Raw genomic sequence first — 21,936 nt, forward strand, 5'->3', positions numbered from 1 at the left:
GGTCCCGCTCTTCCTGTCAGCGCATCTCGCCCATCGGCCGACTTGCGCTGACGGAAGATCCGACCTCCGAGTTCCTGCCAGCCCAACGGGGATGTTCGCCCACATGTGCTGACAGGAACGGTTCGGCCGAGCTGGTGTACCGGGTCCGGGCGCGACGGGGGTGGGCGTCAGGGCCGGTCGGTGGGGGGCCACGGCAGGTCCGGGTAGCGGGCGACCAGGTCCGCTCGGAGGTCGGCGGCGGCGAGGTTGGTGAGTGACACCATCGATCCGGACTGCGTGCGGTAGCGACCCAGCATCTGGGGCACGTGGACGCCGTGCTCGCCGGCCGCCGCGATGCGCAGCCAGAGGTCCCAGTCCTCCCAGCCGTACATCGTGTCGTCGACCCGATACCCGTCGAAGCGGTCGAGTGTGGATCTGCGGATCATCGCCTGCGCGTCGATGTAGTTGGCGTCGCACAGCCACGGGACGTACCACCCCTGCGCGCTGCGCAGGCCCGGGTCGGCACCGAACGCTTCGAGCGTGGAGTAGGCGAACGCGGCATCGGGGTCGTCGGACAGCGCGTCGGCGAGACGACGAAGACAGGTGGGGTACACGAGGTTGTCGGCGTCCATGATCATCACGAGGTCGGCCCGGGCATGGCCGATGGCCAGGTTGCGTGCCCGTGTCAGACCCTGGTTGGCCGCACGCGTGAGCAGCAGCACCGGCGTGTCGGGGTGACGGCCCATCCAGTCCCGCACGACCGCCACCGAATCGTCGCGCGACGCGTCGTCGACGATCACGATCTCCACGTCCACGTCGTGCGATGCGACGATCGAGTCCAGCGTGTCCACGACCACGTCGGCGTAGTCGAACACGGTGACCACGACGCTCACCTCCGCAGTCGATGCACGGTCCGCAACGGTGTCGGCTGCGTCCGTCACCCCGCCCGGGCCGGCGGTGACCGCATCGGTGGCGGTCCGGGTCGCGTGGGGATCCGTGGTGCGTCCCCACGCCGGGGTCGGCGTACGGCCCACGTGGTCGGGGTCGCCGTGATCGAGCAGCGAACGGAATCGACCGAGTTCGCGACGGTGGGCGATCTCGGCGAGCAACTGGTCGTACACGTCTCGCCGCAGACCTCGGTACGGCGCGAAGACCGGGAGCAGCGGGGGCGGCGCCGTCCGCACCACCGGCCGGACGGATCCACCGCCGCGGCGACCCGACCGACCGACGCGATCACGGAGGCGACGGCTCCACCCGAGACCCGGACGATCGGTCGCCACTCCCTCGGCATCGACGCCGACCCGCTCGTCCGCATCGCGTCCCGACAACCGCTGTGCGACCGGGTCGGCGAGAGCCAGCAGGTCGGACACCGCTCGGTCGAGCGCCAGCGACCCGGTCACCGCTGTTCGGGCGGCCTCGACGATGCGATCTCGCCGCTCGGTGTCGGCCAACAGGGCGACCACCGTGTCGGCGAGGTCATCCGCGGCGCACTCGACGAAGTGCTCGCCGGCCACGAGCGGCTCGTGACCCGTCGACGGTTCGGTCACGACGAGGCAGCCGTTGGCCATCGCCTCGACCATCCGTGCCCACTCGAAGTACTCGACCTCGTCGTCGGTGCCGTCCTCGCCGCCGCGATGGACGTTGACGAGGATCGTCGACCGTCCCAGCAGCGCGTACTTGTCGTCGCCGAACACGAGGCCGGGCTCGTCGCCGGTGACGGGTCGGCTGAAGCTGAACGTGCGGATCTCGCTCGAGCGGTCCCACAGCACCGGCGCCAGCGAGGCGAGCACCCGGTCACGTCGCGGCGTCGAACCCCCGAGGAAGAGCAGGTCGACGTCACGGCGGCCGGCACCCGACGGATGGAGCATCGTGGGGGTCGCACCCAACCGGAGCCGGTGCACGTGGAAGCCCTGGTCGCGCAGTGCGTCGGCACCGACCTCGTTGATGTCGACGACCATCGGGCTGCCCTCGCACAGTCCTGCGGTCAGTCGGAACCACGGCGTACCGGGCTGCTCGGTGCAGATCGGGATGCTGCACCGGGCCGCAGCGCGGACCTCGGCATCGGTGTCGGACCGCAGGACGTAGAACTCGTGGGGAGCCACGACGAGGTTGACCGATCCGTCGGGCTCGGGCAGTCGGTCCGTGACGAGTCGGGCGGTGCGACCGCACGTCGTCGCCGCGTCGACCAGCCAGGCGGCGATGTCGGCCATGAACGCGTTGCCGTCGGGCGAGACGAAGACGTTCACGGCAGGCGCGGCCGGAGTGGAGGTCATCGGTCGGTGGACGGGCGTCGCACCACACCGGCCCGGACGGTCCGCGCGACCTTGTTCGCTCCCCGACGCACCACGTCGACCTTTCCCGGTGCGCGCCGGAGGTCGACCGCCGCAGCCCGCACGAGAGCACGGCGACTCAGCGCAGCGGGCAGATCGTCGAGCACGGCGCGCAGCTCCGCGCGGCGGGCGTCGGACGCAGCTTCGAGAGCGGTCAACCGACGCTCGATGTCGCTCTCGGACGCCCGATCGTTCATCGCGTCAACGGTATCCATCCCCGAACGCCACGACTCTCGGTCGGTGCTCAGGGCGTGAGCAGCAGCCACAGCAGGTTCGCACTCGAGAGCGTCACGACCACCGACGCGATCCCCATCGCCCATCTCGTCGTGAGCGCCGATGCGAGGCCGACCACGAGGAGTGTCACCAGCGGGAGGGCGAAGCGTGCCTGCGACGGGAAGTCGGCGTCGCTGAAGTACGCGAACGAGAAGGTGTAGAACGGGCCCGCGGCGATGAGCGCCACCATCCCGAAGCGGGTCAGCCACCGGCTCTGCTCGTCGGCGATCCCGTCAGCGACGTCGTCGTCCGCGGAGGAACCACCGACCGGCACGGTCACGTCCCCGGCAGGATCTCCGGAGCGGTCGTCGGCGAGGTCCGCGTTGCGGTCGTCGGCGACCGGACCGCCCTGTACGTCGTGTCGGCCGGGAGCCCACGCCGACCGAACGCTCGTCACCCCGATCGCCACGGCGAACATCGCACCGATCAGCAGCCAGTTCACGACCTCCTGGAGGGCGTAGGTGCGTTGGCTCTGCAGGAACGACGGGACGTAGGCGTAGTTCACGGGGGTGAAGAGCGTGTCGAGTTGGGCGAGCACGCGGTCCCACACCACGCCGTCGGGTGCAGCATTGTCGGTGAACATCGTGGCGCTCAGCGTGCGCGGCGATGCCGGGAACAGGAACCGCTGGACGGCGGCGGCCACGCGCAGCCGGAAGACCAGCACCATCGCGATCGCGACGGCGGGAAGGATCCGGCGAAGTGCAGGAGCGTCGGCCGAGCGCGACACGCGAACGGCCAGGTAGGCGGCGCACGTGGCGATCGCGAGGATGTTGGTCGCCTCCAAGAAGTAGAGCGCTGCGAAGAACACCAGGAGCAGCCAGCCGTTGAGGCGCCGCGCCTCGAACTTCAGCGTGGCGACCAGAGAGAGGCTCCCGGTGAACATCAGCAGTCCGTCGGCGTTGACGGTCGCCGCGTGGAACAGGGTGAACGGCGTGGCGATGAGGGCGGCCAGTGCGACGACCCGGCGCGCCCGGCCGATGCGCAGCAGCGCCAGCACGTACCACATCATCGACCACGCTGCACCCGCCCACAGCCCACCGACCAGGCGCGCCGCGGTGACCTGGCTGCCGATCGCGCCCGTTGCGACGACGAACCGGCTGATGACACCGGTGATGGTGTAGTAGACGGGGAACTGACGAGCTGCGGTGTTCACACCGTTCTCCTGGAAGTCCTCCGGGTCGTACCGGTCGAGCCCACAGGGCGGGCCGATGTAGCCGGGAGCGTCGACGCTGCGGCACGCGGCCTCCGCCATCGCCTCGAACCCGACCGGGTCGTTGACGTGCGGCGGCTCGAAGTCACCTGCCTTGATCACGTAGTCGATGTGTTGGAGCTCGTCGATCGGCGACAACTGGGTGTACGCCCGGACGTGGAGACCGACGAGGATCAGCGAGACGAGGAACAGGGCGCCGACGGCCCACCAATCCGTGCGATCCCAGACGGAAGGAGCCCCTTCCTCGAATGGACCGGCGAGTGTCGGGCGCGAGTCGCCGTCGACGCGACGAACGGCTTCTGTCGCCGGTTCATCGGTCACGTGGGAGAGGCTAGCCAGCGCGTTAGCGTCGTGGATCGCATGTCGCTCCGGACTGCGGTCGCGCACCGCAACCTCCTCTACCTCCTGTCGCTGAAGGAGTTGCGCACCCGGTACCGCAAGTCGGTGCTCGGGTGGGCGTGGAGCCTGCTCAACCCGTTGAGCCAGATGGTGATCTTCTCGGTCATCTTCCTCTACGTGTTCAATCGCCCCGCCCCCGTCGGCGATCCGAGCGGCCTCCAGACCTTCCCCCTGTACTTCCTCGCCGGGCTCCTGCCGTTCCAGTTCTTCACCATCTCGGTCTCGGCGTCGATCGGGTCGGTCCAGGGCGGTGCGAGCCTGATCAAGAAGGTCGCGTTCCCCCACGAGCAACTCGTGTTGTCGATCATCATCGCCCAACTCGTCACGTTCGCGATCGAACTGGCCGTGCTCTCGGTGGCGTTCCTGATCTTCGGGCACATGGTCCTGCCGTGGCTGTTCCCGATGATCCTCCTGATGGTGTTCGTCACGCTGTTCACCACCGGCGTGGCCCTCCTGTTGTCGGCCGCCAACGTGTTCTTCCACGACGTCAACTACCTGTGGGGGATCGTGTCGCAACTCCTCTTCTACACGTCGCCGATCATCTTCGTGCTCGAGGAGATCCAGTACGAGTGGCTCCGGCTGATCGTCAACTTCGGACCGACGGGCGCCTTCGTGCGTGCATCCCAGGAGATCCTCTACGACGGGCAGTGGCCGGGTCTTGCCCGCTGGGCGCAAGTCGCGATGTACTCGCTCGTGATGTTCGGCGTCGGCGCATGGGCCTTCAACCGCTTGTCGCCGCGGTTCGCGGAGGAACTGTGAGCATCGATGCGATGAGTGACGACGAGTTGAACGACTCGGAGATGGGCACGAGGTCGCAGAGCCGCGACCGGTCGACGGAGATCGCCCTGTCGGTCGACTCGGTCACCAAGACGTTCAAGATCCATTCCGAGCGGGCGTCGTCGCTCAAGCAGTTCATCGCCAGCGGCGGCCGCAACCGGTACGAGGAGTTCACGGCGCTGAACGGCGTCTCGCTCGACGTGAAGGTCGGCGAAGCCGTCGGCATCATCGGCCACAACGGGTCGGGCAAGTCGACGCTGCTCAAGTGCATGGCCAAGATCCTCACCCCGAAGTCGGGCACGATCACGGTCAACAAGCGCATGGCCGCACTGCTCGAACTCGGCGCCGGCTTCCACCCCGAGCTCTCGGGCCGCGACAACGTGTTCCTCAACGCGGCGATCCTCGGAATGGCCCGTCAGGAGATCGCGCTGCGCTTCGACGAGATCGTCCGCTTCTCCGGTCTCGAGCAGTTCATCGACGCGCCGGTCAAGACGTATTCGTCGGGCATGTACGTCCGCCTGGCGTTCGCCGTGGCGATCAACGTCGACCCCGAACTGTTGCTGATCGACGAGATCCTCGCGGTGGGCGACGTCACGTTCCAGCAGCGGTGCATGGAGAAGTTCGTCGAGTTCCGCGAGCAGGGCCGCACCCTCGTCCTGGTCACCCACGACACGAGCAGCGTGCGTCACTTCTGCGATCGGGCGATCTGGCTCGACAAGGGAGTCATCCGCACCGAAGGCCGACCCGCCGACGTGATCGACGAGTACACCGAGTACATGCTCGGCTCCGAGGAGGGTGCCGACGGCTCGTCACGCCGAGGTGACGGCAAGATCCACGTCGACAAGGTGGACATCCTCGTGGACGGCAACCGGGTCGACCGGATCCGCACCGGCGACGACGTCACCTTCCGCCTCCACTTCGAGGCCGACGAACCCGTCCCGAACCCGGTGTTCACGATCACGCTCGCCCGACTCGACGGCATCGGGGTGACCGCACCGTCGAGTCGTGATGCCGACGCCGTCCCGAAGCAGATCAGCGGGAAGGGCCACGTCGACATCTCGATGGCCGACATTCCCCTGATGCCCGGACCGTACGTCGTGCACACCGCCGTGACCGGCTGGGGTCTGAAGCACATCTACGACCACCTGCACCACGCCCGCACGTTCGACGTGATGGCCGGGGACTCGGCCGAGACCAACGGACTCGTCACGCTCCGCCCGACGTGGTCGTGGACGGGCGACGGCGTCAGCCCCGACATCGAACTCGGCTGAGAGCAACCCCGAACCGGGCGTGGACCGGTCCGGGGTGCGTCGGACGGCGTGCAGCGGGGGGTCGCGCCTCGACAGCCGCTCAGGCCCCGGTGAGCACCTCGAGCACGCGGTGGAGTCGGCGGATCCGCAGGACTCCTCCCAGTGGGGAGTACGCCAGGATGCAGTACCCCGCACGGACGCCATCGCGCCATCCGACCTTCTTGCCCTCCTCGTAGGTCCGACCGTGGTAGCTGATCCCCACCTCGAAGATCCTGACGCGCCGGGCGGCCAACTTCGCCGTGACCTCCGGTTCGAACCCGAACCGGTCCTCTTCGAGCTCGATCGCCTGGATCACCTCCCGACGGAAGGCCTTGTAACACGTCTCCATGTCGGTGAGGTTCAGGTTGGTCGCGACGTTCGACGCCAGGGTGAGGAGCCGATTCCCGAGTGAGTGCCAGAAGTACAGGACGCGCTGTTCGTTGCTTCCCTTGAATCGCGACCCGTAGACGACGTCGGCGTCTCCGGCCAACAGGGGTCGAAGGATGCGGCCGTATTCATCGGGGTTGTACTCGAGATCGGCGTCCTGGACGATGACGAACTCCATCGTCGCGTGCCGGAAGCCTTCACGCAGAGCAGCACCCTTCCCTCGGTTCTGCTCCACCGCCACGATCCGCACGCGTTCGTCGACCACTCGGCGAGCGATGTCGAGAGTTCCGTCCGTCGACGCATCGTCCACGACGATCACCTCGCCGACATGAGGCGATGCCAGCACACGGTTCAGGATCTCGCCGATCGTGTCGGCCTCGTTGAAACAGGGAACGACGACCGACAGGCATCGTTGCTCGCTCTGCGGCTCCTCGATCATCGACAGGACTCTACGCGGCCACAGCCGACTGACACCTGGTCACCCCGGGTCGGCATGAAGCCCCACAGCCGTGCACCGAACGAGACCGATGCCCGGTCCGCCAGCCCGCCGATGCAATAGCCTGTGGCGTGTCATGGCCCTCACGTCACATGCATCGGAGCCCGAGGCCGTGACCACGTCGCGCCCGTTTCCGGCGTGGGCGGAGTGGGTCGTGCGGATCTTCGCCCGTCCCTTGTCGTGGCTGTGGGACCGGGGGTTCCGCATGCTCGGCGTGCTCGACGCGGTTGCGCTTCTCTCCTTGATGACGGCCATCAGCCTCGTGCGCTCGATCTTCGATCCGGGGTGGGCGACCTACCCCACCGGCCACTACGTCATCGGGTTCACGATGGCCACGGCGATCCACGTGAGCGTCAACTACTTCACCGGCCTCTACGAGCGTGAACCCCGCCTCGGGCGCAAGCCGTTGCTCCCCCGGGCGATCATCGCCACGGGGGTCGGGGTCGGCGTACAGGGTGTCGCCTTCGTCGTGCTCGACCGCTACCTGATGCCGCGATGGAATCTCGCGATCTTCCTGATGCTGGCGTCGTTCGTTCTGGTGCTCAACCGGGGGTTGTCACGTCGTCTCGCGCTGCGTCGACAGGGGCCAGCTCGCGTGGTCCTGTCCGGCGACGACGCATCGATCGACCTCGCGCTGCAACACCTCGCGGTCAGCGACCGCGATGCGGTCGTCGCCGGCCGGGTCCATCACCCCCACCGACTGGTCGATGCGGTCGTCGAATCCGATGCGACCGACGTGTTGCTGCTCGACGTCACGGCGTTCGGGTCGGTGTACCCGGAGCCACTGAATTCGCTCGAACTCGCCGGCGTGGGCTTCCTCCAACGGGTCAGCGCTCGCGAGACCCTGCTGGGGTTGCGGTCGGTGCGCGAGATCGGCGGGATGCCGTTCGTCGCCCTGCGTTCACACACCGTGCCGGCGCACAAGGTCCGGCTGAAGCGCGTCTTCGACCTGTCGCTGATCGTCGTGTTCGCTGCGCTCTGGTTGCCGCTCGTCGCTCTGATCGCGCTCTACGTCCGCGTCGCTGCGGGAGGTCCCGTGCTGTACCGCCAGACCAGGGTCGGACGCAACGGGGTCCCGTTCGAGTGCCTGAAGTTCCGCACGATGGTCGAGAACGCCGAGGAGGACGGGCGTGCCCGTCTCGCCACGCTCGACGACGACCGCATCGTTCCGGCACTGAAGTGGATGCGGTCGATGCGCGCCGACGAACTGCCGCAACTCTGGAACGTGATCCGCGGCGAGATGTCCCTGGTCGGACCGCGACCGGAACGCCCCGAACTCGTCGCGGAGATCTCACGTCGTGTTCCCGGGTACGTCCGCCGCAACGAGTTGCCTCCCGGCCTGACCGGGCTCGCCCAGGTCGAGGGCCGCTACGGCACCGATGCCGAGTTCAAGTTGGGCTACGACATCCAGTACCTCGTCAACTGGTCGCTGGTGGTCGACGTGCAGATCCTGCTGCGCACGGTCTGGGTCGTGTTGTCGCGACGTGTCTGACACCGCCTGGCGTGCGGACCCGGCGTGGCCCGCCGTGGACGTCGTGATGCCGATCCGCAACGAGGCCGCGCACCTGGAGGCGGCGATCGCATCGGTGCGCGCACAGGCGTATCCCGGCGAGATGCGGATCATCCTCGGTGTGGGACCCAGCGACGACGGCACTGAGGCACTCGCCGCCACGATCGCGGACCATTCCGACGACGTCGTGGTCGTGACGAACCCGTCGGGGCGCACACCGTCGGCGCTGAACCGGGCCATCCGTGCCGGGTCGGCGCCGGTGGTCGTGCGTGTGGACGGGCACTCCGTTCTCTCCGACGGGTACGTGCAGCGTGCCGTCGAGACCCTGCGCGAGACCGGCGCCGCCAACGTCGGTGGCACACAGCGTCCCGAGCCGACCACGCCGTTCGAGCGAGCGGTCGCCGACGCGACGTCGTCGTGGCTCGGCACGGGCGGGGCGTCGTACAAGGTCGGCACCGAGGCGCACTCGACCGACACGGTGTACCTCGGTGTGTTCGACCGGGCGTCGATCGAGTCGCTCGGGCTGTTCGACGAGTCGTTGATCCGCAACCAGGACTACGAACTGAACATCCGACTCCGCGCTGCGGGCGGGGTGGTGTGGTTCGATCCCGCACTGTCGGTCGGGTACCGACCGCGGCCGACGTGGGCGAAGCTCGCGCGCCAGTACTACGAGTACGGATGGTGGAAGTCCGTCGTGCTGCGCAGGCACCCCTCGTCGCTGAGACTGCGCCAACTGATTCCGCCGGTGGGTATCGCCGGGGTGTTGCTCGGGTCGATCATCGGTTCGCGGTGGCGGCCGGCTCTCCTCGTTCCCCTCGCATACGTCGCCGCCGTCGGAGCGGCAGCGCGCTCGACACGAAGCCCGTGGCGGACCGCCGTCGTGCTGTCGACGACGCACGTCTCGTGGACCGCAGGGATCACCGCAGGATGGCTGCGGCAGCGTCGGGGTCAGTGACGCGGGAGACGCTGCGCCTCACGGTCGGCGTCGGCGGCGGTGATCGTGATGCGGCCCCTGGACGCATCGACGGCGACCATGCGCAACAGGGCGACCCCGGCGTACACGCAGGCCATCATCTCGAGGATCTCCTCGACCATCGTGCCGACGAAGTATCCCGGTCGGTTCGGGCGGTCACGGAGCCATCCGTTCACGCCCTCCATCCCGATCGCGCCGGCGAAGAAGATCCCTGCGGCGATGGTCAGCCGGCGCCCGAGGACTCGTGGAAGGTGTCGGCCGACCCGCCACGAGACGACCCCGCCCACGCACACGACGGCGATCCCGGGCACCAGCCAGGCGTAGGTCGGCCAGTCGATGCCGACGCGCTCCAACCAGCGTCCGGCGGGCCCGCCGAAGCGTTCGTGCAGCCCCGTCGCCTCGTCCACGGCGAGCAACGTGACGATGGCTGCGACCCACCACACCGAGCGGCGGAGCTTGCGGTCGTCGCGTCGCAGCAGGGCGAGACCCGCAGCCAACGCCGCAACGGTGACCAACAGCACCGTGTTCACGAGCGTCGGCACATTGGATTCGCGACCGATGTCGAACATCTGCTTCAACTCGGCGGTCTCCACCACACGGTTCGATGCGGTGGTCGCCACGAAGAGCACCATCACCGCGGCGACCGCACCGGTGGACCCCAGCACCCACCGACGGACGTGGGTCGGCAGCGACCGATGCCGCGAGCCGAGTTGGTCTCCACCGATCGACGTCATACTGACCGCCGTGCACGCGCCGAGGTGTCGGTCCGCCGGCGGCGGCGCCCTTCGAGCCGACGGCTGATCTCTCGGCGCATCGTCGCCACGATCTCCCCCGTCCCTCCGCGGTTCCAGGCGCGTCGCACCGCAGGACCGAGCGGGGCTCTGGAGTTGCGATCCGCGGTGCATTCGGCGAGGCGTCGGGACCACGTCTCCCAACGGATCGCGAAGTCGTCCCCGATCGGTGTGGGTGTCAACAGCCAGTCCCGTGTGCCGCCGACCGACGCTCGCAATGCGGTCTCGGCACGGAACGTCGGCTGTTCGAGGAGTTCGTACATCGAGTAGCCGAGCCCATCGAGTGCGCTGCTGATCTCAGATGCGAAGTCCCGTCCCCGTCGTGAACTCAGTACTTCGACGACCAGCGCCGGCCGGTACGTCCCGATCGTCTGGCGGGCTCCTCGGAGCACAGCCGCTTCGTGGGTCTCCACGTCGATCTTGATGACCTGAGGGCCCGACGACGTCGCAGTGAAGTCGTCGAGTCGTACCAGCGGGACGCGTACCGTCTCGGATCCGTTGCGGAACGACGCGTCGAGTGAATTCGACGTGTCTGCCAACGGCGAGACGTGGAGATCGGCGAAACCCACGGTGTCGGATGCCGCGCTGCGCTCGACTCGGACGTGCAGGCCGTTCGCGACGGCGATCGCCGACGCGATGTCCGCGATGGCGGGCATCGGCTCGAACGCAACCACGGACGCAGGCTCGAAGAGTGCCGCGGCCATCGATGCGTAGAAGCCGATGTTCGCACCGACGTCGAAGAACACGAAACCGTCGCCGGCAACCTCGAACAGAGCGAGGAGGGCCGCGGCGGTGGAGGGCTCGTACGACGCCAGACCCGATCGTCGCAACTGGCGCTGGACCCCGCTCGTGGACGGGTCCACGATGTCGAGCGTGGCGAGTCGTCCGCCGACGGGAAGTGGGATGCGGTACGTCACCGTCAGGCGCTCATCGGTCGATCTCGTCGAGGATCCGGTCGGCGGCGACCGGGACGGATTTGCGGACGAACTCCTCGTTCGACTGCCCCCATGCGCTCCCGATGGACCGGCGGTACAGGAAGTTGAAGCGGTCCGCGGCGAACGTGGCGATGCCGCGCCGGTTGCAGTCGGTGATGATCGCCCGATCCTCGCCGAGCGAGAGGTCGCGGAACCGCAGATCGCCGACTCGTGCGCGGTCGATCACGAGCGTGGGTCCTGCGAGCGTCGACGTGTAGACGAACTCCCGCCCGGGGAACCGCAGGATGGTGTCGTCGGTCTCTGCGAGTCGGGCATAGGTGGTGTGCTTGCCGACGATGCCGGCACCGGCGTAGCCGTGCGCACGCAGGGCGTCCGCCAGGTAGTGCGCCCCGTACCGGTCGTCGTCGTCGAACTTGGCCACGAACCGGGCGTCGGTGGCTGCCATGGCTCCGTTCAGACAGGAGCCGAGCGACGTCACCGCGGATCTCGCCGACAGCGTCACGTCGATCCCGGCGCGGCGGACGTCCTCGAGGCGTGCGTCGACCGCTGCGAGGTCTGCGTCGGCTTCGTCGAGGTTGACGACCACGCCGACGTGCTCGGGGTGGCGGGACTGACGCATCACGTTGTCGACGACGTCGGCGATGTACCCGGGTCGGTTCGTGACGCAGATCACCGCCACCGCCCCCTCGGGCATCGACTGCGCCGCCCGGTACTCCTCGTGGCGCTCGGCGGTGACCCGGTTCCATGCGTCGATGTCGCTGCGGTCGACGTCGTCGAAGTGACGCAGCGCTGCGTCGGCCGAGCCACTCCGGGTGATCCGGCGGCGCAACTCGGCGTACTCCTTCCATCCCCGTCGCACGACGTCGTCGACCTTCATGCGCCGGAAGCTTCCCACGGTGCGGCGATCGGGAACATCGAGGTGAAGAAGTCGGCGATGAGCGTTTCGCGTTCCTCGTGGGATCCGCCGGTGTCGCTCGTCTCGTTGATGCAGAATGTGTCGAGGTCGCGTCCGAGTCGGATCCGGTCGAGGTGTCGTCGGAGCCGGCCCGACTCGACGTGGACGTACTCGGTCGACACGTCGCCGAGCACCCCGCGTCGCGTGGCGAGTGCGTAGTGCTGAGCGAACGACGCGGCAGTGCTCAGGTCGGTCGGGGAACGGAACCGGCTGCGCTGGGTTCTCGTGACGATGTCGGCGAACTCGGACTCCATCTCCTCCATGACGGATCGCAACAGCGGATACGGCGAGTGGTACGGCTTGGCGGTGACCACCCGGCCGAACCGCTGCGCCAGGAGTTCGCGACCGCGCAGCGCGCCCGTGTCGACCGCCAGCGTGTCGTCGTCCTCGACACCGGGCGGGCGTGCGTCGCTCTGGAACACGCGGGCGAGGCCATTGGGCGTGAAGAACAGTTCGGGTCGGATCGGTCGAGCGATGAACATGTCGTCGTTGAAGTAGACGAACTGATCGGCGAGACCGTCGATGTGGTGCAGCGACGCCTCGATGGCGTGGGAGTTGAAGGTCGGCAACGCGTCCGGCGGGAGGATGTCGGCGTGGTCGACGATGCGGACCCGCGGGTCGTCGACGAGCCAGTCGGGCCGTTGACCTGCGGTGACGATCCAGATCGTGCGTGCCCAACCACAGTGGGCCCACGCCGATCTCAGCGAGTACCGGAGCTCGTCCCGACTCCGGTACCGGGCGGGGTCGAGCGCCGTCTCGTCGAGAGTCCTGCCCGCGCTCTGCGCGGTCGTGCGGAACGCTGCGGCCCAGTCGGGGTCCGCTCCGTCCACCCACGTGTACACCAGATCGATCGGGTCGTCGACGAACTCGAAGTTCGATCCGACCGGGAACGCGGTGCGGCCGGGGTACGTGCGGCCACCGATGGTCTCGGTGGTGGACGGGCTCGACGGGTCGAATCGGTCCTGGCCGCGTGAGCCGATCTTCTCCAGCAGTCCGGACGCACCAGGGTCCCAGAAGGTCACGTCCGCTCCCTGTTCCGGTCCCACGACGCGGTCACCCCACCGGTACGCCCGGAACACGTTCCACGATCGCGCTCGACGCACGCGACGGCTGGCCGCAGCGTCGGAGAGCGCTTCGATCCCGGTTCCCGACCCGTCGGACCATTCGAGGTACCACGCCGATTCGTCGATCGCGGTGAGCGCTTCCAGTGCCGCACTCCGATCGGACAACTCGACGCCGAACACGAGACCGTCGCCGCGCCGGTCGGCCACGAAGTGGGCGATCCCCGCGTCGTCGAGCGTCGAGCTCACGACGGCCGACGTACGACCTCCCAGTTCGTGCGTCGACATCGACAGGTCCCCCGCCGTGTGCATCCGGCGGGATCCGAGACGGGCGACGTCGACTCCCCCGGTGGTCGGATGCCCGATCACCCCGCGGGATTCGGCGGCGGTGCGGGCCACGGCGTCGGCCGAGCGCAGACTCGACGACGTCCGGTACAGGTCGAGGACGGGCGGTGGGAGGCGGCGGTCGATGCGGTATCGCCGCACGAGCTTTCGCCCTCTCTCCAGCCGCGACATGGCGACGAGACTAACGGTGCGGTCCGACGGCTGGTTCAGACGATCGGAGGACGGCGCAGGCGAGTGAGGCGCCACACACCCCGCCAGGAGATCGGCACACGGTCGACGTCCGGTCTCCAGCCGTTCCGCCACCCCGCCAGGTAGCGACGTCGGAGTTCGGCCGACGGAGCCCGGCGAAGGCCGAGTACCAGCCACACGGTCACGTGGACGATCGCCACGGGCCACGGCAGCGTCCGGCGGGCGATGAGGACGCGGTTGCGCCCGGTCGACTCCCAGCCGTCCGCGTGACGCTCGATGGTCGATCGCGGATGGAACACCTGCACGTCGGCGAGGTACCGGACGGACCAGCCGGCGTCGACCAGCCGCCAGCACAGTTCGACCTCCTCGTGGCCGTAGAACAGCTCGGTGAAGTACCCCCCGACCTGGTCGTATGCCGTGCGCCGCACCGCACATGCCCCGCCGAGGAACAGAGCGACGTCGCCCGACACGTCCGGATCGCGTCCGCCCAGACGTGGAACATGGCGGCGTGCCGTGCCGCCGTCCTCGTCCACCAGCCGCAGCGCCACGGCGCCGAGCTGCGGATCGGCGCGGAAGGCCGCGGCGATCGCGTCGGGATCGCCCAGCAGGACGGCATCGTCGTCCAGGAATCCGACGATCGGGGCGCTGCCGTGGCGGAGTCCCGCGTGGCGGCCGGCCGGGATGCCGACGTTCTCCGCGAGCTCGAGTGTCGCCGTCGCCGAACCCGTCGTGACCGGCCCGGCGCCGTTGGAGACCACGAGACACGAGCCCGACGGGAGCGACGCGGTCGCGGCGTCGAGGGCGGCAGGCCGGTCCCCCATGGTCAGGACGACCCATCCGATGCGCACGTCGTCACCGGTCTCTGCGTCGGTCACGAGTCGAACCTACTGTGCGCCACCCCTCATCCGGAGGCGCTGCATGACCGACTCCGGCACCGCCCCGGTCGATAGGCTCGTCTCGATGTCGGCACACGTGGTGGCTCGCGCGGGCGCGGATCTGAGAGACGCCCACGAGTCGGCCAAGCTCGTTCCCTACCTGCGGGAACTGTGGGAGCGTCGGAGCTACATCCGCCACGTGGCGTTCAACGAGTTGCGGAGTCGCCAGATCACGAGTGTGCTCGGCAGTTTCTGGCACCTGTTGAACCCGGCGCTCACGATCGGCGTGTACTTCATCATCTTCGGGGTCGTGATCAAGACCGATCGCGGCGTCGACGACTTCCTGCTCTTCTTGACCATCGGCCTCTTCGTGTTCCAGTTCGGGCAGAAGTCGACCATCGACGGGTCACGCTCGATCATCAACAACAAGGGGCTGATCAAGGCGGTCCGCTTCCCGCGGGCTCTGCTGCCGATCAGTTCCACCGTGACCGAGGCGCTGGCGTCCATCCCGACCTTCGTCGTCGCCTACATCGTCGCGCTCGTGTCGGGGACGGACATCACGTGGCGTTGGCTGATGCTGCCACCGCTGTTGCTGCTGATGACGCTGTTCAACGTCGGGACGGCGATGGTCGCCGCCCGCCTCACGACCCACTTCGCGGACACCACGCAGATCCTGCCGTTCATCTTCCGCCTGGCGCTCTACATGTCCGGCGTCATCTTCAGCGTGGATGCGTACGTGGAGGACAATCCGCTCGCCAACACGCTGTTCACGCTCAATCCGTACTACTGCTTCATCACGCTGGCGCGCTGGTCGATCTCGGCGGGCAACCTGCAGACCGACCTCCTGGTCTCGGCGTTCGCGTGGAGCGTCGTGTCGCTCGTGGGCGGGTTCCTCTGGTTCCGTGCCGCCGAGGAACGGTATGCCCGTGACTGATCAGCGACCGGTCGAACAGCCGATCGGCGCGCTCCTGGGCACGCCGCTCAACGCGGTCGAGATCGACCACGCCGACATCCGGTATCGCGTCTACGCCGAGCGCCACCTGAGCGCGAGGGAGCTGGTCGGTCGCGGGTTCCGAGGTCGCGAGTCGACCGAGGTCCACGCCGTGAAGGACGTCAGCTTCGACGTCGCAGTGGGCGAGGCGCTCGGGATTGTCGGATCGAACGGGTCGGGCAAGTCGACGTTGCTGCGAGCGATCGCAGGCCTGCAGTCGCTCGAGTCCGGCAAGATCCGGGTACGCGGAGACGTCGGCCTGCTCGGCGTGGGCGCTGCGCTGAAGCCGACGCTCTCCGGCTTCCGGAACGTCGTGCTCGGTGGATTGGCGATGGGGCTGAGTCGCGCCGAGGTCGACGAGAAGATGGACGACATCGTCGAGTTCTCCGGGCTCGGCGACGCGATGGCGCGACCGATGCAGACGTACTCGTCGGGCATGCGGGCCCGCCTGACCTTCTCGATCGCCACGCTGCGGATCCCCGACATCTTGCTGATCGACGAGGCTCTCGCCGTCGGCGACAAGGAGTTCCGCGAGAGGAGCCTGCAGAAGGTCCGAGAGATCCAAGCAACAGCCGGCACCGTGATCATGGTGACCCACAACCTCAACGAGATCCGCGAAACCTGTTCCCGCGCCGTGTGGCTCGATCAGGGGGTGAAGATGGCCGATGGGCCTACAAACGATGTCATCGACCAATACGAAGACCAGTAATCCGCAGGGCTGGATCCGGTTCCGGCGGCGCTCGCCCCGATTTGTGATCCATGCTCGGTTCGTCGCAAGACCGCTGAGCCGCCTCGCCTACCGATTTCGAGACTGGCTGGAACCCACGGATGACTACAAATATCGCCGACCACCTTTCTTGACGCGTGGACATCGAGACCTTGCCCCACGGTCATCGGACACTCCCGCCCGGATACTGGGACCGTTGTCATTGTTTCTCGCTCAGCAGCGGCAGTGGCCGTCAGGTCTGCTGCTGACCGACATTTCGCTGCGAATGAGCCCTCGCTCGGTCGAGGGGTGGATCAACGCGAGTCGGGTTTTGCGTTTCGCCGGCGTCACTGGGCTCTCCGAGGATCCCGTGCTGGGCCTCACTACCGGACGAACCGGTGACGCTCACGCTGCCGCCTCCGCAGCGAACTATGCCGTTCAAATCGGCGGCGAGAATTCTCGAGCCCTTCACGAACTCGGCTTGAGCATGGCCGCTCTCCACGACATTCCTGCGGCTCAGCAGGCGTTTGAGCGTGCCGTCTTTGCTGACCCGGCCTCGGCGTCATCCTGGTTTCAGCTCGCCCGAACACATGCCGCGACAGCATCTCGACGCGGCGGGTTTCGTCAAACAGAGTTCGATCATCATCGGCGATGTCTTCAACGCGTTCTCGAACTCCAGCCGGGCCACGGAGACGCCACGTATCACCTCATCCGTGTTGCGCTCCGGGCAGCCGATTGGTCGACGGCGATCAAGGTTGCGTCTCGGCCTGAGGGAGCGACGAGCCACCTCGAAGAAATGATGTCGGCTCGAATCACCCCGTCTTCGGCCGCATCGATACGCGACTTGGCAGCGCAGGCAACGAGTCGTCCGAATCCTCCTGACATGGATCTTTGGCTCGTGGCGTACTGGCAACTGATGGCGAACGGTTTCGCCACCGAGGCCTTCGCAGCGAAGGACGCACACGCAAGCGCACTGCTCGCCGGAAGCGCACCCTCCCAGACGCTCAACGCCCACGTTGGCCGTGCCCGTGCATTGAGATGCTTGAACCGTCCAGAAGAAGCCAGAAAGATGCTCTCTCATCAGATCAGCCTTTCGGTGGACCGGCGACACGAAGCGGTCTTGTCGAAACTCCACAATGATCTGGGTCCTCTGTGCCCTCCGGAGACGACGACCTCCGGTCCTCCGCTGCACAACCCGACCGAACATCCGGATCTCGGTGAAGCCGAACGGCGATTTCGTCAACTCGTCGAAGGCCGACACATCGCAGTCGTCGGACCGCGCAACACAACTGGAAATAATCGCGAGATCGCACGGGCCGATGTCATCGTGACAACGCTGTCGACGGGCATCGCCGACGGCCACATGCCTGATCACCTCGACCGCACTGACCAGACGAAGATTGCGTACGTCGCCAACACCAGCGTCGTTCGGTTCGCAGCAGAACTCTGTGGACTTCTCGATGAAGGGGTCATCGACCTTCTCGTCGCCCGCCCGACTGCGCGTCGCCATGTTCCAACCGACCTTCGGCACCGCTCGGACGTTCGATTCTGCCCGAGTGAAGACGCCTCGCTTCTCGAAGCCACCCCGTACGCCGTGCCACGTGCGATCTACGATGTGTTGCGGTACGGCCCGCAACGGGTCCAAGTCTTCAACACCGATCTGTTCACGAGCGGAAGGTCGTATGACGCTGGATACCGGAGCTCACCGGACTCATCCGACGTTCTCGAAGAACAACTCATCGGTTACGGCCACGACGTCCGGGAAGATCATCGCTGGCTGAAGGCACTGGCCCGGAGAGGGACCATCGAGGTGGACGACAGGCTCGAGTCGATACTCTCCAGCGACGAGGACAATTACCTCGCTGCGGTGGGTCGACACCATCCGTGAAACGGGAGCTCGAAGCAACCCGTCGCCGGTTCAGCTAACACGAAGCCGACGGCGCGGCTCCTCTTCTCCGGGGAACACTCGCTTGACTCCGTCACCGAGCGCTTCTTCGAGGATCCGAATGTCGCGAACGAGATGGGTCAACCCGCCCGGCTCGACGCTGGCGGCATGATCCGAACCCCACATCGTCCGATCGAGCGTGATGTGCCGTTCCACGGCTACGGCGCCGAGCGCGACCGCTCCAAGACTGACTTGCAATCCCTTTTCGTGCCCGGAGTAGCCGACCGGGACGTCGTAGCGCTCGCGAAGCGTGGCGATGGTTCGCAAGTTGGATTCCTCGGGGGGACACGGATACGTCGATGTCGAGTGGAGCAAGACGATCGGTGAGCTATCGAGAATCTCGACGGCTCGGTCGATTTCCTCGATCGTCGACATGCCCGTCGAGACGATCAATGGCTTTCCGGTCGCTCTCAACGCTTCGAGCAACGGCTCGTCGGTGATGCTTGCGGACGCCACCTTGTGGGTGGGCACGTCGAACTTCTCAAGAAAGTCGACTGACGGAACGTCCCACGGCGATGCAAACCACTGCAGGCCACGGCTAGAGGCGTGGTCAGCGATTGCCTGGTATTCGTCTTCCCAGAACTCGGTGCGTTCCTTGTACTCCATGTAGGTCATCTCCCCCCAGGGGGTCTGACGAATCTTGGAGCGTTGATCCATCGGAACACAGATCTCTGGCGTGCGCTTCTGGAACTTGACGGAGTCGCAACCGGCGTCTGCAGCGACGTCGATCAACTGCTTGGCGATGTCGACATCGCCGTTGTGGTTGATTCCGATCTCGGCGATGACGTAGACGGGTTGGCCTTCTCCGACGGGACGTCCACCGATACTGAGCTCATTCATTGTCGATCTCTTCCTGCCGTCGCGACGGCCTCTGGGTTCGTAGGCATGAGCATGTCGATGATTTCTCTGACAGCTCCGGAGCCGCCTCTAGCAGACGTGACGATGGCGCCCGTGTCGAGAAGCGACTCGTGTGCGTCCGACACGATAATCGGAACTCCGACCCATTCCAGACACTCCCGGTCATTGACGTCGTTGCCCACGAAGGCGATTCGATCGGCACCGAGGCCGTTTCTCTCGGCCCACTCCTTGAGAGCTGGAAGCTTGTCATCACATCCGGCGATGCACTCGACGCCCAGCTTCGCCGCTCGATGTCGAACGATCGGATTGACTTCGGTGGAAAGGATCAGCATCGGGAGACCCGCGCGCCGAGCAATCGAGACACCCATCCCGTCGGATCGGTTGACCCGAGCTGCCTCGTCCCCGTCCTGGGTGACGATCGCCGTGTTGTCGGTGTGGACTCCGTCGAAGTCCATCACGAGCCCGTCGACCGCCACCGAATCCAGACCGGCGACGCCGAGAGGGTCGACCAGGCTCGCCAGCCGTTGGGAGATCGAGAGGTCGGACGGGTCGTCGATCTCGATCGCGTGGAGAGGATCGATGACCTGAGGATCGATCCTGCCGAAGAAGCGGTGACCGACCTCGACGAACGCCTGTGAGCGCATGACGTAGAAGGCGCCGGTCTCGAGGTACTCGGGTGGGCGATCCTGTCGGCGGAGCCGCTCTCGATGATCGTGATTGATTCCGCGGGCGCCGTCTGGAGAATCCTTCCAGAGGAAACCGTGGGATCGGATGCACGAAAACGATACGTCGCACAAGCCATCACGGACTCGCCGGATCGATTCGCCCAATAGTTCGGGGTCGATGAACGGGCTGGTGCACTGGATGAAGACCAGGACGTCGTCCGGCGCAGCGAGCATCTTCGGACGGGCTTCGATCGCATGACGAAGGGCTGCTTCTGAAGACGCCGTGTCCGTCGCCAGCGCCGGGGGTCGTCGGACGACCTTCGCACCGGACCGGACCGCTTCATCGGCGATGGCTGAGTCGTCGGTGGAGACCAGAACATGGTCGACCTCCCCCGAGCGTTTCGACGCCAGGATCGCACGGTCCACGAGGGTTCGCCCACCCACACGGCGGAGGTTCTTTCCAGGCACACCTTTGGACCCGCCGCGAGCGGGAATCACCGCTGTCACCGTCATCGCCGCAACCAGCCGTCGAAGCGGACATAGGAGCGGCGCAATGGGCCATTGAGTAATCGCCGGAGGCGGTGCCGCATCGACGACCGGCAAGTCGCCTCGGCTCCCACCCAGCCCATCGCCTGCCCGACCAGAAAGGGTGTGTTCGCCTCGTCCATGAACCTGGGCGGTGGGGCGGGGAGATCGGTCATCTCCAAGAGTTCCTCAAGCCGTTCGACGACCGCGACCGGGTTATCGGACACGGAAAACCCGTTCTGCTCCAGCCATTCAGCGTTGGGCACCGGTAGATCACCGTCCGTCAACTGCGCCATCGAGCGAAGCAGACCCGAACGCAGGAAGAACGGGGTGCCATAGTTGGCCCTGACTCCGAAGTCGGTGAGGATTGCAGCCGGCACCCCGTAGGACAGCGCCTCGAGGGCCGCCGTCGAACTGACCGTGATCAGGAGGTCGGTCTCCTCGAGAACAGCGGACATCAACCCGTAGCTGAACCGCAGGTTCGCAGGGATCACATCGAGGTGGGTGTCGGCGAGATCTTGATAGTGATGCGCCTCCGGGTGAGTTGTCGTCTCGCCTGGTCGAGACCGAAGCTTGATGGTGACCACTCGCTCAGGCCAACGCTCCGCATAGGCGACGAGTGCATCCAGGACGACAACCCGTTCGGCGCGGCTGCGCGGGACATCTGGCTGAACAGCGAAGACCACGTTGGTCGGCTCGTCGAGGGTCCGGCATCGATCGATGATCGAGTCGATCGTCATGCGATCTTGCGCCATCACCCCGACACCTGACCGAACCAGCACGCCTGGATCGAGGCCTAACTCGTCGTAAAGATCTTCGAAGAGCCGAAAGTCGCGTTCGGAATTGCAGCACACGACGTCGGCACCGGCCCGCCACAGCGCTCCCATCTCGTGTCCTTCGTACACCACGCCGGCGTACCCGGTGATGACGATCGGGCGTCGCTGCCCACTCGCCTGAACCGACCTGACGTGTTCGAGGACGGCATGCAGTCGATACATCCGCATGCACACGACGATCACCTCGCAGTCTCCGAGCGACGCTGCAAACTCCCGGTCGGCGACCCGAACAACCGGTCCGTGCAAACCAACCGACGCAAGTTGCATCGGCGTCGGCGCGGCGTTACCAGCTGCGATGTACCGAACGGACGAACCAGGTAGCGATCCGATCAGAGACTGGGCGATCGTCGACGTCCACTTCAGGCGCGTGTCGGTGTCCCCGACGCACAAGACGGAAACCGATTCCGGCTTCGTCATCTGCTCTCCACAACGGGATACCACTGCGGGTTCACAAGCCTTGGACACTCCGCCGATCCTATGTGACGCGCACGCTTTGGGGCTGCTGCACGGTTCGGTGACATCTGATCTGGCTTGCCCTCGGGGTGGGCCTGGAAGGATGTTGCTGTGCCGAAGCCATACCCGAAGGAGTTCCGCGACGATGTCGTGAGAGTCGCCCAGAACCGCGAGGAGGGGGTG

The 21,936-nt window shown here is 66.7% G+C and carries 19 protein-coding genes and 1 pseudogene; 7 read left to right on the top strand and 13 right to left on the bottom strand.

Going from position 1 to position 21,936, the window contains the following annotated elements; all coding sequences use genetic code 11:
* Positions 1-167 precede the first annotated feature (167 nt).
* The 3 genes from ABJK40_RS11660 to ABJK40_RS11670 are packed head-to-tail and all read right to left on the bottom strand — an operon-like array spanning position 168 to position 4,113.
* Entirely contained in the window at positions 168-2,252 is a 2,085-nt protein-coding gene (locus tag ABJK40_RS11660; protein WP_348480837.1) for a glycosyltransferase, read from the bottom strand.
* Positions 2,249-2,506, bottom strand: coding sequence for a hypothetical protein (locus ABJK40_RS11665; RefSeq protein ID WP_348480836.1), 258 nt, complete (start codon positions 2,504-2,506; stop codon positions 2,249-2,251). The genes ABJK40_RS11660 and ABJK40_RS11665 overlap by 4 nt, the downstream gene beginning before the upstream one ends.
* Before the next feature lie 47 nt (positions 2,507-2,553).
* Positions 2,554-4,113, bottom strand: coding sequence for a hypothetical protein (locus tag ABJK40_RS11670; RefSeq protein ID WP_348480835.1), 1,560 nt, complete (start codon positions 4,111-4,113; stop codon positions 2,554-2,556).
* A gap of 39 nt (positions 4,114-4,152) precedes the next feature.
* Between ABJK40_RS11670 and ABJK40_RS11675 the strand changes: the two genes are divergently transcribed.
* A complete protein-coding gene (locus ABJK40_RS11675) occupies positions 4,153-4,950 on the top strand; it encodes an ABC transporter permease (protein WP_348480834.1) in 798 nt (265 codons plus the stop codon).
* A gap of 11 nt (positions 4,951-4,961) precedes the next feature.
* On the top strand, positions 4,962-6,239 hold the full coding sequence (locus ABJK40_RS11680) for an ABC transporter ATP-binding protein (protein WP_348480833.1): 1,278 nt from the start codon (positions 4,962-4,964) through the stop codon (positions 6,237-6,239).
* A gap of 79 nt (positions 6,240-6,318) precedes the next feature.
* On the opposite strand, the gene ABJK40_RS11685 is transcribed toward ABJK40_RS11680, so the two are convergent.
* Positions 6,319-7,083: a glycosyltransferase family 2 protein gene (locus ABJK40_RS11685; protein WP_348480832.1), complete on the bottom strand. Its 765-nt coding sequence runs from the start codon at positions 7,081-7,083 to the stop codon at positions 6,319-6,321.
* 133 nt (positions 7,084-7,216) lie between these two features.
* Here ABJK40_RS11685 and ABJK40_RS11690 point away from each other — a divergent pair, with 133 nt between their 5' ends.
* Positions 7,217-8,632 (top strand): exopolysaccharide biosynthesis polyprenyl glycosylphosphotransferase, encoded by a 1,416-nt coding sequence (locus ABJK40_RS11690; RefSeq protein ID WP_348480831.1) that lies wholly within the window; start codon positions 7,217-7,219, stop codon positions 8,630-8,632.
* Positions 8,625-9,605 (top strand): glycosyltransferase family 2 protein, encoded by a 981-nt coding sequence (locus tag ABJK40_RS11695; RefSeq protein ID WP_348480830.1) that lies wholly within the window; start codon positions 8,625-8,627, stop codon positions 9,603-9,605. The genes ABJK40_RS11690 and ABJK40_RS11695 overlap by 8 nt, the downstream gene beginning before the upstream one ends.
* On the opposite strand, the gene ABJK40_RS11700 is transcribed toward ABJK40_RS11695, so the two are convergent.
* Genes ABJK40_RS11700 through ABJK40_RS11720 form a run of 5 tightly spaced genes read right to left on the bottom strand, consistent with a single transcriptional unit; the run spans position 9,599 to position 14,774 of the window.
* Positions 9,599-10,357 (bottom strand): hypothetical protein, encoded by a 759-nt coding sequence (locus tag ABJK40_RS11700; protein ID WP_348480829.1) that lies wholly within the window; start codon positions 10,355-10,357, stop codon positions 9,599-9,601. The genes ABJK40_RS11695 and ABJK40_RS11700 overlap by 7 nt on opposite strands.
* The gene (locus tag ABJK40_RS11705) at positions 10,354-11,331 is read right to left on the bottom strand and encodes an FkbM family methyltransferase (RefSeq protein WP_348480828.1); all 978 of its coding nucleotides are present in this window, start codon (positions 11,329-11,331) and stop codon (positions 10,354-10,356) included. Before ABJK40_RS11705 ends, ABJK40_RS11700 begins: the two co-directional genes overlap by 4 nt.
* A 10-nt stretch (positions 11,332-11,341) precedes the next feature.
* A complete protein-coding gene (locus tag ABJK40_RS11710) occupies positions 11,342-12,226 on the bottom strand; it encodes a glycosyltransferase (protein WP_348480827.1) in 885 nt (294 codons plus the stop codon).
* On the bottom strand, positions 12,223-13,881 hold the full coding sequence (locus ABJK40_RS11715) for a stealth family protein (RefSeq protein WP_348480826.1): 1,659 nt from the start codon (positions 13,879-13,881) through the stop codon (positions 12,223-12,225). The genes ABJK40_RS11710 and ABJK40_RS11715 overlap by 4 nt, the downstream gene beginning before the upstream one ends.
* A 35-nt stretch (positions 13,882-13,916) precedes the next feature.
* Entirely contained in the window at positions 13,917-14,774 is an 858-nt protein-coding gene (locus tag ABJK40_RS11720; protein WP_348480825.1) for a glycosyltransferase family 2 protein, read from the bottom strand.
* Positions 14,775-14,859: 85 nt separating this feature from the next.
* On the opposite strand from ABJK40_RS11720, the gene ABJK40_RS11725 reads away from it, so the two are divergent.
* The 3 genes from ABJK40_RS11725 (at position 14,860) to ABJK40_RS11735 (ending at position 18,359) form a co-directional block, all read left to right on the top strand.
* Positions 14,860-15,708, top strand: a complete 849-nt coding sequence (locus ABJK40_RS11725) for an ABC transporter permease (RefSeq protein WP_348480824.1) — start codon at positions 14,860-14,862, stop codon at positions 15,706-15,708.
* A complete protein-coding gene (locus ABJK40_RS11730; protein ID WP_348480823.1) occupies positions 15,695-16,474 on the top strand; it encodes an ABC transporter ATP-binding protein in 780 nt (259 codons plus the stop codon). Before ABJK40_RS11725 ends, ABJK40_RS11730 begins: the two co-directional genes overlap by 14 nt.
* 214 nt (positions 16,475-16,688) lie before the next feature.
* On the top strand, positions 16,689-18,359 hold the full coding sequence (locus ABJK40_RS11735; RefSeq protein WP_348480822.1) for a hypothetical protein: 1,671 nt from the start codon (positions 16,689-16,691) through the stop codon (positions 18,357-18,359).
* 30 nt (positions 18,360-18,389) lie between these two features.
* On the opposite strand, the gene ABJK40_RS11740 is transcribed toward ABJK40_RS11735, so the two are convergent.
* From ABJK40_RS11740 to ABJK40_RS11755, 4 genes and pseudogenes are all read right to left on the bottom strand, one after another.
* Positions 18,390-19,256, bottom strand: a complete 867-nt coding sequence (locus tag ABJK40_RS11740) for an N-acetylneuraminate synthase family protein (protein WP_348480821.1) — start codon at positions 19,254-19,256, stop codon at positions 18,390-18,392.
* Entirely contained in the window at positions 19,253-19,729 is a 477-nt protein-coding gene (locus ABJK40_RS11745; protein ID WP_348510272.1) for an HAD hydrolase family protein, read from the bottom strand. The genes ABJK40_RS11740 and ABJK40_RS11745 overlap by 4 nt, the downstream gene beginning before the upstream one ends.
* Before the next feature lie 387 nt (positions 19,730-20,116).
* Positions 20,117-20,452, bottom strand: a pseudogene (locus tag ABJK40_RS11750) (NTP transferase domain-containing protein); the annotation flags it as partial.
* Positions 20,449-21,717: a DUF6716 putative glycosyltransferase gene (locus tag ABJK40_RS11755; protein ID WP_348480820.1), complete on the bottom strand. Its 1,269-nt coding sequence runs from the start codon at positions 21,715-21,717 to the stop codon at positions 20,449-20,451. The gene ABJK40_RS11755 and the pseudogene ABJK40_RS11750, both read right to left, overlap by 4 nt.
* Positions 21,718-21,936: the final 219 nt, after the last annotated feature.

This window comes from Ilumatobacter sp., from assembly GCF_039969435.1.
Classification (GTDB): domain Bacteria; phylum Actinomycetota; class Acidimicrobiia; order Acidimicrobiales; family Ilumatobacteraceae; genus Ilumatobacter_A.